The sequence below is a fragment of the Kitasatospora sp. NPDC101176 genome (genome assembly GCF_044768035.1).
Lineage (GTDB): Bacteria > Actinomycetota > Actinomycetes > Streptomycetales > Streptomycetaceae > Kitasatospora.
The window spans coordinates 60,456-76,224 of the sequence record NZ_JBIWPA010000033.1 but is presented as its reverse complement, the minus strand read 5'-3'; the positions used below and the strand labels follow the sequence as shown (position 1 = coordinate 76,224).

14 protein-coding genes are annotated in these 15,769 nt (G+C 73.8%); 13 read left to right on the top strand and 1 reads right to left on the bottom strand.

Annotated elements, in window-relative coordinates:
• Window positions 1–3 precede the first annotated feature (3 nt).
• From recG to mutM, 9 genes are all read left to right on the top strand, one after another.
• Window positions 4–2,220: an ATP-dependent DNA helicase RecG gene (gene recG, locus ACIRS1_RS32010; RefSeq protein WP_402845660.1), complete on the top strand. Its 2,217-nt coding sequence runs from the start codon at window positions 4–6 to the stop codon at window positions 2,218–2,220.
• A gap of 105 nt (window positions 2,221–2,325) precedes the next feature.
• Window positions 2,326–2,859 (top strand): hypothetical protein, encoded by a 534-nt coding sequence (locus tag ACIRS1_RS32005; protein WP_280686268.1) that lies wholly within the window; start codon window positions 2,326–2,328, stop codon window positions 2,857–2,859.
• Between the two features lie 101 nt (window positions 2,860–2,960).
• Complete coding sequence (gene rsmD / locus ACIRS1_RS32000) at window positions 2,961–3,545, top strand: 16S rRNA (guanine(966)-N(2))-methyltransferase RsmD (protein ID WP_360220892.1); 585 nt, start codon at window positions 2,961–2,963, stop codon at window positions 3,543–3,545.
• Window positions 3,546–3,596: 51 nt separating this feature from the next.
• A complete protein-coding gene (coaD, locus tag ACIRS1_RS31995) occupies window positions 3,597–4,088 on the top strand; it encodes a pantetheine-phosphate adenylyltransferase (protein ID WP_360220895.1) in 492 nt (163 codons plus the stop codon).
• A gap of 235 nt (window positions 4,089–4,323) precedes the next feature.
• A complete protein-coding gene (locus tag ACIRS1_RS31990; RefSeq protein ID WP_402845659.1) occupies window positions 4,324–5,496 on the top strand; it encodes an ATP synthase F0 subunit B in 1,173 nt (390 codons plus the stop codon).
• A 171-nt stretch (window positions 5,497–5,667) separates the two neighbouring features.
• Entirely contained in the window at window positions 5,668–6,312 is a 645-nt protein-coding gene (locus tag ACIRS1_RS31985) for a YceD family protein (protein ID WP_402845658.1), read from the top strand.
• Window positions 6,313–6,314: 2 nt separating this feature from the next.
• Window positions 6,315–6,488 carry a 50S ribosomal protein L32 gene (gene rpmF, locus ACIRS1_RS31980; RefSeq protein ID WP_030056747.1) on the top strand — a complete coding sequence of 58 codons (174 nt, stop codon included), beginning with the start codon at window positions 6,315–6,317 and terminating at the stop codon, window positions 6,486–6,488.
• Between the two features lie 20 nt (window positions 6,489–6,508).
• A complete protein-coding gene (gene rnc / locus ACIRS1_RS31975; protein WP_387906133.1) occupies window positions 6,509–7,300 on the top strand; it encodes a ribonuclease III in 792 nt (263 codons plus the stop codon).
• 51 nt (window positions 7,301–7,351) lie between these two features.
• On the top strand, window positions 7,352–8,230 hold the full coding sequence (gene mutM / locus ACIRS1_RS31970; protein ID WP_402845657.1) for a bifunctional DNA-formamidopyrimidine glycosylase/DNA-(apurinic or apyrimidinic site) lyase: 879 nt from the start codon (window positions 7,352–7,354) through the stop codon (window positions 8,228–8,230).
• Between the two features lie 87 nt (window positions 8,231–8,317).
• Here the strand turns inward: mutM and ACIRS1_RS31965 are convergent, their stop codons facing one another.
• Window positions 8,318–9,238 carry a hypothetical protein gene (locus ACIRS1_RS31965; RefSeq protein WP_360220910.1) on the bottom strand — a complete coding sequence of 307 codons (921 nt, stop codon included), beginning with the start codon at window positions 9,236–9,238 and terminating at the stop codon, window positions 8,318–8,320.
• 290 nt (window positions 9,239–9,528) lie between these two features.
• On the opposite strand from ACIRS1_RS31965, the gene ACIRS1_RS31960 reads away from it, so the two are divergent.
• The 4 genes from ACIRS1_RS31960 to smc all read left to right on the top strand — a co-directional run bounded on the left by ACIRS1_RS31960 (window position 9,529) and on the right by smc (window position 15,744).
• Window positions 9,529–10,890 (top strand): hypothetical protein, encoded by a 1,362-nt coding sequence (locus tag ACIRS1_RS31960; protein ID WP_402845655.1) that lies wholly within the window; start codon window positions 9,529–9,531, stop codon window positions 10,888–10,890.
• Between the two features lie 129 nt (window positions 10,891–11,019).
• Window positions 11,020–11,319, top strand: coding sequence for an acylphosphatase (locus ACIRS1_RS31955; protein WP_360220916.1), 300 nt, complete (start codon window positions 11,020–11,022; stop codon window positions 11,317–11,319).
• 402 nt (window positions 11,320–11,721) lie between these two features.
• The gene (locus ACIRS1_RS31950) at window positions 11,722–11,925 is read left to right on the top strand and encodes a hypothetical protein (protein WP_030243474.1); all 204 of its coding nucleotides are present in this window, start codon (window positions 11,722–11,724) and stop codon (window positions 11,923–11,925) included.
• 177 nt (window positions 11,926–12,102) lie between these two features.
• Window positions 12,103–15,744 (top strand): chromosome segregation protein SMC, encoded by a 3,642-nt coding sequence (gene smc / locus ACIRS1_RS31945; protein ID WP_402845653.1) that lies wholly within the window; start codon window positions 12,103–12,105, stop codon window positions 15,742–15,744.
• Window positions 15,745–15,769: the final 25 nt, after the last annotated feature.

The following is a 15,769-nucleotide window of genomic DNA, read 5'->3' as shown; positions in this document are numbered from 1 at the left end:
CTGATGGGCGCTCTCGATGAACCACTGACCAAGCTCGTCGGCGACCGCACCGCGAAGGTGCTGGCCGACAGCCTGAAGCTGCGCACGGTCGGGGACCTGCTGCACCACTACCCGCGCCGCTACGTCGAGCGCGGCCAGCTGACCAGCCTGGACGAGCTGGAGATCGACGAGCACGTCACCGTGCTGGCCCGGATCGAGAAGGTCACCCTGATCCCGTTCCGCGGGCGCAAGGGCGACCGGCTGGAGGTCGTCGTCACCGACGGCCGCAGCCGGCTCTCGCTGGTCTTCTTCAACCAGGGCTGGCGCCAGAAGGAGCTCAGGGCCGGCGCCCAGGGCCTGTTCGCGGGCAAGGTCGGCGTCTTCAACCGCAGCCGGCAGCTGGTCTCCCCGGACTACCAGCTGCTCGACGAGGACGCCGGGTCGGACGCGGCGAAGCAGTTCGCCGGCCGGCTCATCCCGGTGTACGGCGCCAGCGCGCAGATGCCCAGCTGGAAGCTGTCGATCTGCATCGAGACGGCGCTCACCAAGCACCTCGCCGACGTCGGCGAGCCGCTGCCCGCCGAACTGCGCGAGCGGCACGAGCTGATCCCGCTGCCCGAGGCGCTGGAGCTGATCCACCGCCCGCGCGGCCAGGCCGACCGCGAGCGCGCCCAGAGCCGGCTGCGCTGGGACGAGGCCTTCGTGCTCCAGGTCGCCCTGGCCCGGCGCCGGGCCGCCGAGTCCGCGCTGCCCGCCGTCCCGCGCCGGGCCCGCGAGGGCGGCCTGCTGGACGCCTTCGACGCCCGGCTGCCCTTCACCCTCACCGAGGGCCAGCAGAAGGTGTCCGCCGAGATCGCCGCCGACCTGGCGACCGAGCACCCCATGCACCGGCTGCTCCAGGGCGAGGTCGGCTCCGGCAAGACGCTGGTCGCGCTGCGCGCCATGCTCGCCGTGGTCGACGCGGGCGGCCAGGCCGTCCTGCTCGCCCCCACCGAGGTGCTCGCCCAGCAGCACCACCGCTCGATCGTCGAGATGATGGGCGACCTCGCCGAGGGCGGCATGCTCGGCGGATCCGACCTCGGCACCCGGGTGGTGCTGCTGACCGGCTCGATGGGCGTCCCGGCCCGCCGCCAGGCGCTGCTCGACATGGCCTGCGGCGACGCCGGCATCGCCATCGGCACCCACGCGCTGATCGAGGACAGGGTCCAGTTCCAGGACCTCGGCCTGGTCGTGGTCGACGAGCAGCACCGCTTCGGCGTCGAGCAGCGGGACGCGCTGCGCGCCAAGGGCGACCAGCCGCCGCACCTGCTGGTGATGACCGCCACGCCGATCCCGCGCACCGTCGCGATGACGGTCTTCGGGGACTTGGAGACCTCCGTCCTCGACCAGCTGCCGGCCGGCCGCTCGCCGATCTCCACCCACGTCGTCCCCGCCCTGGAGAAGCCCAACTTCCTCACCCGGGCCTGGGAGCGCGTCCGCGAGGAGGTCGCCAAGGGCCACCAGGCGTACGTGGTCTGCCCCCGGATCGGGGACGAGGAGCCCGCCGCCGAACCGAAGAAGCGGCGCAGGGCGGCCGAGGAGGACTTCGAGGAGGTCGCCGACGCCGGGGCCGCGAGCGACGAACGGCGGCCCCCGCTCTCGGTGGTGGAGACGGCCGGGAAGCTGGCCACCGGCCCGCTCGGCGGCCTGCGGGTGGAGATCCTGCACGGCCGGCTCGCCCCGGAGGCCAAGGACGACGTGATGCGCCGGTTCGCGGCCGGCGAGGTGGACGTCCTGGTGGCCACCACCGTCATCGAGGTCGGCGTCAACGTGCCCAACTCCACCGCGATGGTCATCATGGACGCCGACCGCTTCGGCGTCTCGCAGCTCCACCAGCTGCGCGGCCGGGTCGGCCGCGGCAGCGCGCCCGGCCTGTGCCTGCTGGTCAGCGACATGCCCGCGGGCAGCGCCGCCCGCTCCCGGCTGGACGCGGTGGCCGGCACCCTGGACGGCTTCGAGCTGTCCCGGATCGACCTCGAACAGCGCCGCGAGGGCGACGTGCTGGGCCAGGCGCAGTCCGGGGTGAAGTCCTCGCTCAAGGTGCTCTCGGTGCTGGAGGACGAGGAGGTCATCCTGACCGCCCGGACGGAGGCCACCCGGCTGGTCGCCGAGGACCCGGACCTCACCGCCCACCCGGAGCTGCGCACCGCGCTGGAGAGCCTGCTCGACGAGGACCGCGCGGCCTACATGGAGAAGGGCTGAGCGGCCGCCGCCGGCCCCGGAATTGTCAGACCCCCGGGAGAGAATGAAGGTGTTCAGGACGCACCCTCAAGGTGCGTACCTGGCGCGACACTTGGGGGTCCTGCCATGGCATTCCGTCATCTCAACGAGCTCCCGCTCGGTGACAAGGTCTTCCGGATCGAACTCGCCAGCGACGACGACCGCGAGGTCACCCTCACCCTGACCGGCTGGCGCGAGGGGGCGGCCGCCCAGCCGCTGGCCTCGGGCAAGCTCCGCCTGCCGGTCGAGGACGTCGCCTCGCTGCGGATCGCGCTCAACCGCGCGCTGCGGGCGCTGGCGATCGTCGCCGACGTCTCCGAGCCCATCCCCGACCGCGACGTGCTGCGCGAGCTGTACCCCGGCCACGGCGCCCCCTGGGTGCCGCAGCACGAGGAGGAGCTGGTCCGGCGCTTCCACGACGGCGAGACCGTCGCCCGGATCGCCGCCCGCTTCGGCCGCACGCCCGACTCCGTCCGCACCAAGTTGCGCGAGCTCGGCCACGACCCGCGCCGCCCCGAGTTCTGCCCGCCCGACGGCTGCCTGTCCTGGTCCCGCTACGCCTCGCCGGCGCTGCTCGGCGCGGCCGTCCCGGCCCAGTCGGCGGGCTCCGAGGCGAGCTGACGCCGGTCCGGCCCGCGGGGCCCCGCCGATCCACCGGTGGGGCCCCGCGGGCCGGGGCGGGATAGCGTGGTCGGGCAGCGACGAAAGGACCTCCCACCACCATGACCCGCGTGATCGCCGGGGCGGCCGGTGGCCGCCGACTGGCCGTACCGCCAGGCCGGGGCACCCGCCCGACCTCCGACAAGGCCCGCGAGGCGATGTTCTCCACCCTGGAGGCGCTGCGGGGCACCCTGCACGGGGCCCGGATGCTCGACCTGTTCGGCGGATCCGGCGCGGTCGGCCTGGAGGCGCTGTCGCGCGGCGCCGACCACGTCCTGCTGGTCGAGGCGGACGGCCAGGCGGTCCGGGTGATCCGGGAGAACGTCCGCACGATCGGCCTGCCGGGCGCCGAGGTGAGGTCCGCCCGCGCGGAGAAGGTGGTCGAGGGCCCGGCCCCGGAGACCCCGTACGACCTGGTGTTCCTCGATCCTCCGTACGCCGTGACGGACGAGGAGCTGCGCGAGATGCTGATCACACTCCTGGCCGGGGGCTGGCTCGCGGAGGACGCACTCGTCACCGTGGAGCGCAGCACCCGCGGCGGAGAGTTCGGCTGGCCCGAGGGCTTCGAGGTGTTGCGCTCCCGCCGCTACGGCGAGGGCACGCTCTGGTACGGTCGCGCCGCCGCCGAGGCCCGCCAGCACGAGTAGCGGGCCGAGGCCCGCCGAGCAGCCGTCACCCCACGAGGGAGCACACACGCCATGCGCCGCGCCGTCTGTCCCGGATCGTTCGACCCGATCACCAACGGTCACCTCGACATCATCGAGCGGGCCTCGAAGCTGTACGACGTGGTGCATGTCGCGGTCCTGATCAACCGGAACAAGCAGGGCATGTTCACCGTCGAGGAGCGGATTGGCCTGATCGAGGAGGTCACCGCGCAGTTCGGGAACGTGGTGGTCGAGTCGCACCACGGCCTGCTGGTGGACTTCTGCCGCGAGCGCGGGATCCCCGCGATCATCAAGGGCCTGCGCGCGGTCAGCGACTTCGACTACGAGCTGCAGATGGCGCAGATGAACCACGGCCTGACCGGGGTGGAGACCCTGTTCGTGCCGACCTCGCCGACGTACAGCTTCCTGTCCTCGACGCTGGTCAAGGAGGTCGCCTCCTACGGCGGCGACGTCTCGCACCTGCTGCCGGAGACGGTGCACCGACGACTGGTCGAGCGGATCGCGGAGCGCCGCGCACAGCAGTAGCGGACGGGCCGCGGGAGGGCCGTCGCGGTCGGGGCGGCCGGCGGGATCGGAGGAACCGTCCGTTTCTGCCGGTTCGTCACGACTTGTCCTCCACCTCCCGCGGCGGGTTCCGCCCGGGCGTTGTGTCCTCGCAGCGCGGTGGCCGTACAGTCTGTAGTCCTGCCCTGCGGTGAGGTCCACCGCGCCGGGCCTGCCTCCGCCGGACCGTCGGCGGCACACGGAAAGACGAAGCCCCGTGGACGTGCAGAACAAGGTCGACGAGATCGTCGCGGCCGTCGAGGGCGCCCGCTCGATGCCCATGTCGGCCTCCTGCGTGGTGAACCGGGCCGAGCTGATCGGCCTGCTCAACGACCTCAAGGCGGCGCTGCCCGCCGAACTCGCCCAGGCCCAGTCGGTGATGGCCGACCACGAGCAGGTGGTCGCCGGCGCGCAGGCCGAGGCCGACCGGATCATCCAGGGCGCGCACGCCGAGCGCGGCTCGCTGATCTCCGACACCGAGGTGGTCCGCCGGGCGCAGGCCGAGGCCGACCGGATCCTCGCGGAGGCCCGCAACGAGGTCGAGACCAAGCGCGTCGAGGCCGACGACTACGTGGACAGCAAGCTGGCCAACTTCGAGGTCGTGCTGACCAAGACGCTCGGCGCCGTCGGCCGCGGCCGCACCAAGCTGCGCGGCGACTCCAGCGTCTTCGAGACGGAGTTCGACGGCGAGAGCGACGGCGAGGAGTTCCAGCCGCAGCGGATCAGCCCGAGCCCCGAGGTCGACGAGTACGTCGACGTGAAGCTCGCCACCCTGGAGAACGTCCTCAGCGCCACCCTGGAGGCCGTCGGCAAGGGCCGCGACAAGCTGCTCGGCAAGCGGCCGATCGACGAGCTCGGCGCTTACCTGGCCGCCGCCGACGAGGCCCAGCAGGCCAAGGAGCGGGCCGAGGCCGTCGCCGCGGGCTTCTCCGAGGCGGAGGGCGACGACATCGCCTGGTACCGCGAGGACGTGCCGCAGCAGCAGACCTGGCCGGAGCAGACCCCGGCCGCGGCCGGCTGGCAGGCCCCCGGCGCCGACCAGTACGCCGCCGCGCAGCAGCAGGGCGGGCAGTACGCCGAGGTGTACGGCGGCGGCTTCGACCCGGCCGGCCAGGGCGACCCGTACGGCACCCAGTGGGGGCACCCGCAGCAGGGCGCCGCGGGCGGCTACCAGCAGCAGCCGGACTACCAGAACCAGCAGCACGGCGACTACGGCTATCCCCAGCAGCAACAGGGGTACGGCGCCCAGCAGTACGACGGCTACGCCTACCCGCAGCAGCCCGCCGCCCCGTCGGCCGTGCCGCAGCAGCAGCCGGGCCTGGACGAGACCAGCTTCTTCGACACCAGCATGATCGACATGACCCGGCTCCGGGAGCTGGGCGGCCGCTGAGTCGGTTCCGGCCGGGCCCGGCGGGCGTCCCTGACGGGACCGAAGTTGGGCCTGGCGGGAGACTCCGGTAGGCTGACCACTCCGGCCATCTCGTGTCGGACTCTCGGCTTGCCCGCGCACCGTCGGTGCGTAGGCACCGCAATCGATGAATCCCATGGAAGTCAGGACACCTTGAACCGCCTCGACCACCGCGACCCCCTCGTGTTCGACACGCACGAACTGGGACGTCGCCCGGGCTCGCTGCGCAAGGTGTCCCGCACCCTGGAGGCCCCCGAGGGCCTGGGCATCATCGACGTGATCGGAGTCCCCGAGAAGAGCGAGATCCGGCTGGAGCTCCGCCTGGAGTCGGTGGTCGAGGGCGTGCTGGTGACCGGCACCGCCGAGGCCCACGTCGAGGGCGAATGCGTCCGGTGCCTGGAGCCCGTCGACGACGACATCGACGTGGACTTCCAGGAGCTGTACTACTACCCGGAGTCCGACGAGCGCCACCGCGCCCGGACCGCCGGGGCCGAGGACCTCGACGAGGACTCGGAAGAAGAGACTTACCGTCTGGAGGGCGACTTCTTCGACCTCCAGCCGGTGCTGCGTGACGCGGTGGTGCTCGCACTGCCGCTGCAGCCGGTGTGCCAGGAAGACTGCCTGGGCCTGTGCTCCGAGTGCGGAGCGCGCCTGAGCGACGACCCGGCCCACCACCACGACGCCGCCGACCCCAGGTGGGCGGCTCTGCAGGGACTCTCCGCCGCCCCCGGCGACGAGGGTGACGGGATCAAGAACAGCGACACCCGTGAGGGTCTCGCCGAGAACCAGGAGAAGTAGCCGTGGCTGTTCCGAAGCGGAAGATGTCGCGCAGCAACACGCGCCACCGCCGGTCCAACTGGAAGGCCGTCGTTCCGGCCCTCGTGGCGTGCGACCGCTGCCACGAGCCGAAGCTCGGCCACATCGCGTGCCCGAGCTGCGGCACGTACAACCGTCGCCAGGTCCTCTCGGTCTGATCGGCGGGGTGCACGGATCGATGTCGGACGGTAACTCCACCCGCAAGGCGTCCACCGCCCCGAAGGGTTCCTCTTCGAGCGGTGGCAGGGCCGGCGGGCCGGCTTCGACCGAATACGACGTCCTGGAAGGGCGCCTCGGGTACACGCTCGAGCGCGCCCTTCTGGTACGCGCCCTGACCCACCGCTCGTACGCGTACGAGAACGGTGGCCTGCCCACCAACGAGCGCCTCGAGTTCCTCGGCGACTCGGTGCTGGGCCTGGTGGTGACCGACACCCTCTACCGCGTCCACCCGGACGTCCCCGAGGGCACGCTCGCCAAGCTCCGCGCCGCGGTGGTCAACTCCCGCGCGCTCGCGGACGTCGGCCGGGGCCTCGACCTCGGTGCGTTCATCCGGCTCGGCAAGGGCGAGGAGGGCACCGGCGGCCGCGACAAGTCGTCGATCCTCGCCGACACCGTCGAGGCCGTGATCGGCGCCGTCTACCTGGACCAGGGGCTGGACGCCGCCACCGAGTTCGTCCACCGCCTGTTCGACCCGCTGATCGAGGAGTCCTCCCAGCTGGGCGCGGGCCTGGACTGGAAGACCAGCCTCCAGGAGCTCACCGCCTCGGTGGGCATCGGAGTGCCCGAGTACGTGGTCATGGAGTCCGGACCGGACCACGAGAAGACCTTCACCGCCGCGGCCCGGGTCGCCGGCGAGGACTTCGGCAGCGGCGTCGGCCGCTCGAAGAAGGAAGCCGAGCAGAAGGCCGCCGAGAGCGCCTGGCGCGCGATCAAGGAGAAGTACGCCGACCGGCTGCCCGCCGGCGCGTGAGTCCGCAGTAGCCTTCCTCCTGCCGTCGTCTGCCGCAGGAGGCCTGTTCCCGTGCCCGAACTCCCCGAGGTCGAAGTCGTCCGCCGCGGTCTGGCGAACTGGGTCGCCGGGCGCACCGTCGCCGACGTCCAGGTGCTGCACCCGCGCGCGGTGCGCCGACAGCCCGCCGGCGCGGCCGACTTCGCCGCCCGGCTGACCGGCACCGTCCTCGGCGCCGCGCAGCGCCGCGGCAAGTACCTGTGGCTGCCGCTGGGCGGCACCGGCACCGGCTTCTCGCTGATCGGCCACCTCGGGATGAGCGGCCAACTCCTCGTCCAGGAGCCCTCGGTGCCCGACGAGACGCACCTGCGGGTGCGGCTGCGGTTCACCGACGGCGGGCGCGAGCTGCGCTTCGTCGACCAGCGGACCTTCGGCGGCCTCGCCGTCGAGGAGGCCGAGGAGGGGGACCCGGAGGGCACCCCGCTCTCCATCGCGCACATCGCCCGCGACCCGCTGGACGCGCGCTTCGACGACGCCGTCTTCCTGGCCGCGCTGCGGGCCAGGCGCACCACCGTGAAGCGGGCGCTGCTCGACCAGACGCTGATCAGCGGGGTCGGCAACATCTACGCCGACGAGGCGCTCTGGCGCTCCCGGCTGCACTACGACCGCCCGACCGCGACGCTCACCCGGGCGCAGGCCGCCGAACTGCTGGCCAACGCCCGCGCGGTGATGACGGCGGCGCTCGCCGTCGGCGGCACCAGCTTCGACAGCCTGTACGTCAACGTGAACGGCGAGAGCGGCTACTTCTCCCGGGACCTCGACGCCTACGGCCGCGAGGACGAACCGTGCCGCCGCTGCGGCACCCCGATGCGGCGGGCCGCCTGGATGAACCGGTCCAGCTACTTCTGCCCCCGCTGCCAGCGGGTGCCGCGGGTCCGCAGCGGGGGCTGAGGCTCCGGGCGCGGCCCGCGGACCCGGTGCGGACCCGGTGCGGACCGGATCCGCGGGCCGCGCGCCCGTCGGTGCCCGTCAGCGCCGTCAGTGCTCGGCGAGGGCCGGCCGGTCCTCGGCCGGTTCGTCCGGTGCGCCGTGGGTGTCCTGGCCGAAGTAGGCGACGCCGACCGCGGAGACCACCGCCAGCAGGAAGCCGACCACGCCGAGCCAGCCCAGGCCGGGCTTGGAGGAGTCGCCGAGCCAGATCACCCCGACCGCGCCGGGCAGCACCGTCTCGCCGACCACCAGCGCGGCCGTGGCACCGTTCACCGAGCCGATCTGCAGCGCCACCGTGTGCACGTACATGCCGCCGATGCCGCCGATCAGGATCGCGTACAGCGCGGGGTCGGAGAGCAGCGAGGCGAGGTCGAACGGGTCGACGCCGTTCAGGATGCGCACGCCGACGCCGAGCGCGCCGAAGCCAAGGCCGGAGAGCAGACCGGCGACGATCGCGCCCTTGGCGCCCATCCGGCGCACCAGCAGGCTGCCGCCGACCAGCAGCACGGTGGTGATCAGCAGCAGCCACCAGTGGAAGGACATCGCCGCGTGGTGGCCGCCCTCCGGGCCGGCCGAGACCGCCAGCAGCACCAGCGCCGAGCACAGCACGCCGATCGACGCCCACTCCAGTTGCTTGAGCCGGATGCCGAGCAGCTTGATGCTCAGCACCGCGGTGATCACCAGGTTGGCGCTGATGATGGTCTGGGAGAGGAAGAGCGGCAGCAGCCGGGCGGCCAGCGCGCCAAGCCCGAAGCCGATGAAGTCCAGCACCGTGCCGAGGATGAACTCCCAGGTGACGGCGGCCTTCGCGGTCGAGGAGAGGCTCGGACCGCCGTGCTCGGTGGTACCGGTGGTGGCGCCCTTGGCGGCCTCCTCGCGGGCGGAACGGCGGGATCCGACGGCCTGCAGGACCGAGCCGGTGCCGTAGCAGGCGGATGCCGCCACGGCGGTGACGAGGCCGATGATCACCGGGTGCTCCGATCGGGAGATGGGTCAAGAACGGGTCATGGGACCAGCGGTCCGGGTCCACTATGCCCGCCCGCGCGGTACGGTCGGCACGCCCCCGGAACCCCCGGCCCGCCGGGACGTACGACCGGGCGCCCGCCGCGGTTCCCGCAGGCCACCGGCGTCAGGGGCGAGTGGGGGAAACATCATCCCCGAGGAGGGGCACGGCCCCGGCGGTCGGCGGGGAACCCCGCAGTCACCAGTATGCGAAGGGTATGCCGTCCTCCGGCGCCGGTCACGGTAGCGTCGGGGACATGAGAACCCTTGCACGACGTTCCCGGGGCGCCGGGCCGCTTGCCCTGGTGGCGGCGCTGCTCGGGCTGTTGCTCCTGCTGGCTCCGGCGGCCTCGGCCGCCGGCGGGCTGGACGACGCCGCCTCCACCCTGAAGCAGGGCAAGGTCTACGTCGACCCGGCGATGACCGGCCGCTTCAGCCAGAGCCAGGCGGACGCCCTGACCGAGAAGATCAAGAAGGCCGACAAGCCGATCTTCGTCGCGGTCGTCCCGGCCAGCCAGGCCTACGGCGCCCAGACCGTCTTCAAGGACCTGCGCACCAAGGTCGGCATCGACGGCGCCTACGCGATCTGGCGCGGCGACCAGTTCGCCGCCCACGCGGACCGCGGCGCGATGGCGAACGGCAGCGCCGAGCGGATCGCCGGCGCGGCCTTCCGCTCCCACGGCGGCGACATCGACGCCACCCTGAACGACTTCGTCGACACCGCCGCCCCGCAGGCCAAGGGCAGCGGGGTCGACAGCAGCACCTCGATCGCCTGGGTCGTCATCCCGGTCGCGCTGCTCGCCCTCGCCGGCGCCGGTGTCTTCCTCCTCTTCCGCCGTGCCAAGAAGCGCAAGGAGGAGCAGGCCCGCGCCGAGCTGGAGCAGCTCCGCCGGGTCGTCGACGAGGACATCACCGCCTTCGGCGAGGAGCTGGACCGCCTGGACTTCAGCCCGGGCGCGGCCGACGCCGACGACACCCAGCGCGCCGACTACACCCACGCCCTGGACTCGTACGAGAAGGCCAAGCGCCTGATGGACGAGGCCAAGCGGCCCGACGACGTCAGGCCGGTCACCGAGGCGCTGGAGGACGGCCGGTTCGCCCTCGCCACCCTGGCCGCCCGGCGGGACGCCCGCCCGCTGCCCGAGCGCCGCCCGCCGTGCTTCATGGACCCGCGCCACGGCCCGTCCGTCAAGGACGTCGACTGGGCCCCGGCCGGCGGCGCCGCCCGCACCGTCCCGGTCTGCCAGGCCGACGCCGACCGGCTGGCCGCCGGCCTCGACCCGGTCGTCCGCACCGTCGACACCGACCACGGCCCCCAGCCGTACTGGAACGCCGGCCCGGCGTACGGCCCCTGGGCGGGCGGCTACTTCGGGGGCTTCGGCGGCGGCCTGCTGCCGGGCCTGCTGGTCGGCACCGCGCTCGGCTCGATGATCAGCTCCCCGGCCTACGCCGCGGCCCCGATGGGCGGCCACGGTTACCAGGACCAGTACGAGGGCGGCGACTACACCGGCGCCGACTTCAACGCCTCGGACTTCAGCGGCGGCTTCAGCGACAGCGGGAGCGGCTTCGGCGGGGGCGACTTCGGTGGCGGGGGCGACTTCGGCGGCGGCGACTGGTGACGCGCTGACCGTTGCCCCTGACGCCCCGTCCCCGCGGTCCCGCCGGCTCCCCGGCGGGGCCGTGGCGCGTCCGGGTCGGCCGCGGCGACCGCCCGGGCCACGGCGACCGCCCCGGGTTAGGGTCGGGGCATGCACGGTCGTGACGCCCACAGTGATGAACCGGTCCGGGTGACCGCCTGGGTCCGGGGGAAGGTCCAGGAGGTCGGCTTCCGCTGGTGGACCAGGGCGCGGGCGCTGGAGGTCGGGCTGACCGGCTACGCGAGCAACCTCGGCGACGGCCGGGTCCAGGTGGTCGCCGAGGGCCTGGCCACCGACTGCGAACTGCTGCTCGCCCTGCTCCGCGGCCCCGACACGCCCGGGAGCGTCAGCGGTGTCACCGAGATCTGGACGGCCGTCGGCACCGGTTACGAGGGCTTCGAGATCCGCTGAGCCGGGCCCCGCGGGGGCCGCCCGGAAATGATCCGCAACTGCCGGTGTCATACGGTTGCCATTCGGGCAGACTCGTGGTTGACTCCGCATCGAACGATGATCCACGAGCACGTGGTGGACCCGGCCCGAGCCCCCCTAGGCGTGACGACACCGCCAGGCAGGTGACAGGGGCGCGGTAGCGTGCGGTGATCGTGTTGACCCTTTCCGTCTTTGGTGAGACGCTTGAAGCCCGCGCACACGACCGCGTTTATCCGGTAGGCGCATGCCCTCGTGAGCCCAGCTCACGACGGTTGTGCCGTGGTGTCCAGCCAGCACTGCCGGTGGCGCGCCGCGCGTGCGTCCCCCTTCCCCCTAGACCCATACCGTTCCGGTTCGGTCACTCAGCGTGGAGGACCATTCATCATGGCAAAGGCGCTTCTCGGGTACGTCGGCGGCCCCGACCCGCGAATGCTCTCCGAGATGCGACGGCTTCAGCAGCGCGTCCAGGACCTGGAGTCCGAGCTCCTTCGGATGCAGGCTGAGAACGACGCTCTCACCGCTGTCGCTGACGAGCACTCGCTGCTCAACAGCATCGATCTGGATCAGCGGGAGCCGGCTCTCACCTGAGTCCCGCACGGTCCTCGCAGATCGACGCCGCTGTGCACTGAGCCGCCCCGAAAGGGACGCTGCATGCAAGGGACGCCCGGTTGTGGCGTCCCTTCGTCGTGTCCGGGCCCGGGGCGCACCGCCCGCCGGGGTTACAGTCGCCGCTGGGCCCCCGCGAGCGATGAGGAGACCGGCCGCGTGCACCTGAAGAGTCTGACGCTGCGCGGGTTCAAGTCCTTCGCCTCCAGCACCACCCTGCGCTTCGAGCCCGGCATCACCTGCGTCGTGGGCCCGAACGGCTCCGGCAAGTCGAACGTGGTCGACGCGCTGTCCTGGGTGATGGGGGAACAGGGCGCCAAGTCGCTGCGCGGCGGCAAGATGGAGGACGTCATCTTCGCCGGGACCAGCGGGCGCGCCCCGCTCGGCCGGGCCGAGGTCAGCCTCACCATCGACAACACCGACGGCGCCCTGCCGATCGAGTACGCCGAGGTGACCATCACCCGGACCATGTTCCGCAACGGCGGCAGCGAGTACGCCCTCAACGGCGAGACCTGCCGACTGCTGGACATCCAGGAGCTGCTCTCCGACTCCGGCATCGGCCGCGAGATGCACGTGATCGTCGGCCAGGGCCAGCTCGACTCCGTCCTGCACGCCGACCCGATGGGCCGCCGCGCCTTCATCGAGGAGGCGGCCGGCGTCCTCAAGCACCGCAAGCGCAAGGAGAAGGCGCTGCGGAAGCTGGACGCGATGCAGGCCAACCTCAACCGCGTCCAGGACCTGGTGGCCGAACTGCGCCGCCAGCTCGGGCCGCTCGGCCGGCAGGCCAGGATCGCCCGCCGCGCCGCCGGCATCCAGGCCGACCTGCGCGACGCCCGGCTGCGACTGCTCGCCGACGACCTGCTCACCCTCCGCCGGGCCGTCGAGGCCGAGATCGCCGACGAACTGGCGCTGCGGCTGCGCCGCACCACCGTCGAGCAGGAACTCGCCCGGGCGGTGCAGCGCGAGGCCGTCCTGGAGGCGCAGGTCCAACAGCTCGGACCGGGCCTGGAGGCCGCCCGGCAGACCTGGTACCGGCTGTCCGCGCTCGCCGAGCGCACCCGCGGCACCGTCGGCCTGGCCGAGGCCCGGGCCCGGCACGCCGCCGCCGGCGGGCGGACCGAGGAACGGCGCGGGCGCGACCCGGAGGAGCTGGAACGGGAGGCCGAACGGGTCCGCGAGGAGGAGGCCGCGCTCGCCGAGGCCCTGGAGGAGGCGCAGTACGCGCTCGCCGAGGCGGTCGAGCACAAGGGGGAGCTGGAACGCGCCCTGGCCGCCGAGGAACGCCGGCTGCGGGACGCCGCCCGGGCCATCGCGGACCGCCGCGAGGGCCTGGCCCGGCTGCAGGGCCAGGCCGCGGCCGCCCGCTCCCGGGCCGCCTCCGCCGAGGCCGAGACCGGCCGGCTCGCCGAGGCCAGGGACGAGGCGCTGCTGCGCGCCGCGGCCGCCCGGGCCGAACTCGACGAACTCCAGCAGCAGGTGGACGGGTCGGCGGGCGAGGACGACCGGGTCGAGGACGCCCACCGGCAGGCCCGGGACCGGCTCGCCGCCGTCGAACACGACCTCGCCGCCGCCCGGGAAACGGCCGCCGCCGCCGAGCGCGAACGCGCCGCGCTCACCGCCCGGCACGAGGCGCTCTCGCTCGGGCTGCGCCGCAAGGACGGTACCGGCGCGCTGCTCGACGCGGGGGACCGGCTGGCCGGGCTGCTCGGCCCGGCGGCCGGGCTGCTGCGGATCGCCCCCGGCCACGAGGTGCCCGTCGCGGCGGCGCTCGGGGCGGCGGCCGACGCGGTGGCCGTCGACTCGCCCGGCACCGCCGCCGCGGCGCTGCGGCTGCTGCGCGCCGAGGACGCCGGCCGGGCCGCCCTGCTGATCGCCGGCGCACCCGAGCCCGGGGCCGCACCGGTCGAGCCGCCCGCCGGGGCCCGCTGGGCGGCGGAACTCCTCGAGGGCCCGGCCGACCTGACGGGCGCCGTCCGGAGCCTGCTGGCCGGCGTGGCGGTCGTCGACACCCTCGACGCGGCGCTGCGACTGGTCACCGACCACCCCGGGCTGACCGCCGTCACCGCCGACGGCGACCGGCTCGGCAGCGGCCACGCGCACGGCGGATCGGGTGGTGCGCCAAGCCTGCTGGAGACCCGGGCCGCGGTGGACGAGACCGCCCGGGCGATCGACGAACTGGCCGCCCGCTGCGCCGAGTCGGCCGCCCGCCTGGCCGAACTCACCGAACTGCGCCGGGAGTCGGTCGCGGTCGTCGAGCAGCTCGCGGAACGGCGGCGTCAGGCTGAGCGGGAACGCGCCCGGGTCGCCGGTGCGCTGGGCCGCCTCGGCGGTCAGGCCCGGGCCGCCGCCGGTGAGGCCGAGCGGCTCTCGGCCGCCGCCGCGCGGGCCGACCGGGGCCTCGCCGAACTGCTGTCCGCCGCCGAGGAGTCGGCCGAACGCCTGGCCGCGGCGGAAGGCACGGCGGAGGCCGGGGAGGAGGAGCCGGACCGGGCCGAGCAGCAGCGGCTGGCCGACGGCGCCTCCGCGGCCCGGCAGACCGAACTGGAGGCCAGGCTCGCGGTGCGCACCCACGAGGAGCGGGTCCGCGCGCTCGCCGGCCGGGCGGACCAGCTGGACCGGGCCGCCCGAGCCGAGCGCGAGGCGCGGGACCGGGCCGCCGAGCGCCTCCGGCGCGCCGAGCACGACGCGGGCGTGGCGAACGCCGTCGCGGCGGGCGCCCGGCAGCTGCTGGCCTGCCTGGAGGTGTCGCTGACCCGCGCGGACGCCGGGCGGGCGGCCGTCGAACAGGAGCGCGCCGAGCGCGAGAGCGAACTGCGCGCGCACCGGGAACAGGGCCGCGGCCTCAAGGAGGAACTGGACAAGCTGGTCGACGCCGGCCACCGCGACGAGGTGCTGCGGGCCGAGAAGCGGCTGCGGATCGAGCAGCTGGAGGCCCGTGCGCTGGAGGAGTTCGGCATCGACGGCGGTGAGCTGCTCGCCTCGTACGGCCCGGACCAGCCGGTGCCGCCGTCCGCCGCGGACGCCGCCGAGGAGGGCCGGGACGGCGGGGACGGCGGGGAGCCCGGCGCGCCGCGCCCGTACGACCGGGCCGAGCAGGAGAAGCGACTGAGGGCCGCCGAGAAGGCCTACCAGCAGCTCGGCAAGGTCAACCCGCTGGCGCTGGAGGAGTTCACGGCGCTGGAGGAGCGCCACCGCTTCCTCGGCGAGCAGCTGGACGACCTCAAGCGCAGCCGGCGCGACCTGCTGGACATCGTCCGGGAGGTCGACGATCGGGTCGAACAGCTGTTCACCTCGGCCTACCACGACACCGCGGCACAGTTCGAGGGCGTCTTCGCCCGGCTGTTCCCCGGCGGCGAGGGGCGGCTGGTGCTGACCGACCCCGACGACATGCTCACCACCGGCGTCGAGGTCGAGGCCCGCCCGCCGGGCAAGAAGGTCAAGCGGCTGTCACTGCTCTCCGGCGGTGAGCGCTCGCTCACCGCGGTGGCGCTGCTGGTGTCGATCTTCAAGGCGCGGCCCAGCCCGTTCTACGTGATGGACGAGGTGGAGGCGGCGCTGGACGAGACCAACCTGCGCCGGCTCGTCGGGATCATGGAGGAGCTGCGGGAGTCCTCCCAGCTGATCGTGATCACCCACCAGAAGCTCACCATGGAGTCGGCGGACGCCCTCTACGGCGTGACCATGAAGGGCGACGGCATCTCGCAGGTGATCAGCCAGCGGCTGCGCGGGGGAGTGCCCGCGCGCCGCCGGGCCGGGGAACGGCACGGGGCCGTCGCCGCCGCCCCCACCGCATCGGCGTAGTCCGGCTGCGGTCCATCCGCGCTCC

What these genes read in the sequence shown, in the direction of transcription:
- rnc (WP_387906133.1), top strand. Translation starts at nt 6,509, where the DNA reads ATGTCGGACGGTAACTCCACCCGCAAGGCGTCCACCGCCCCGAAGGGT.
- ACIRS1_RS31955 (WP_360220916.1), top strand. Translation starts at nt 11,020, where the DNA reads ATGCACGGTCGTGACGCCCACAGTGATGAACCGGTCCGGGTGACCGCC.
- ACIRS1_RS31960 (WP_402845655.1), top strand. Translation starts at nt 9,529, where the DNA reads ATGAGAACCCTTGCACGACGTTCCCGGGGCGCCGGGCCGCTTGCCCTG.
- recG (WP_402845660.1), top strand. Translation starts at nt 4, where the DNA reads ATGGGCGCTCTCGATGAACCACTGACCAAGCTCGTCGGCGACCGCACC.
- ACIRS1_RS31950 (WP_030243474.1), top strand. Translation starts at nt 11,722, where the DNA reads ATGGCAAAGGCGCTTCTCGGGTACGTCGGCGGCCCCGACCCGCGAATG.
- coaD (WP_360220895.1), top strand. Translation starts at nt 3,597, where the DNA reads ATGCGCCGCGCCGTCTGTCCCGGATCGTTCGACCCGATCACCAACGGT.
- rsmD (WP_360220892.1), top strand. Translation starts at nt 2,961, where the DNA reads ATGACCCGCGTGATCGCCGGGGCGGCCGGTGGCCGCCGACTGGCCGTA.
- ACIRS1_RS32005 (WP_280686268.1), top strand. Translation starts at nt 2,326, where the DNA reads ATGGCATTCCGTCATCTCAACGAGCTCCCGCTCGGTGACAAGGTCTTC.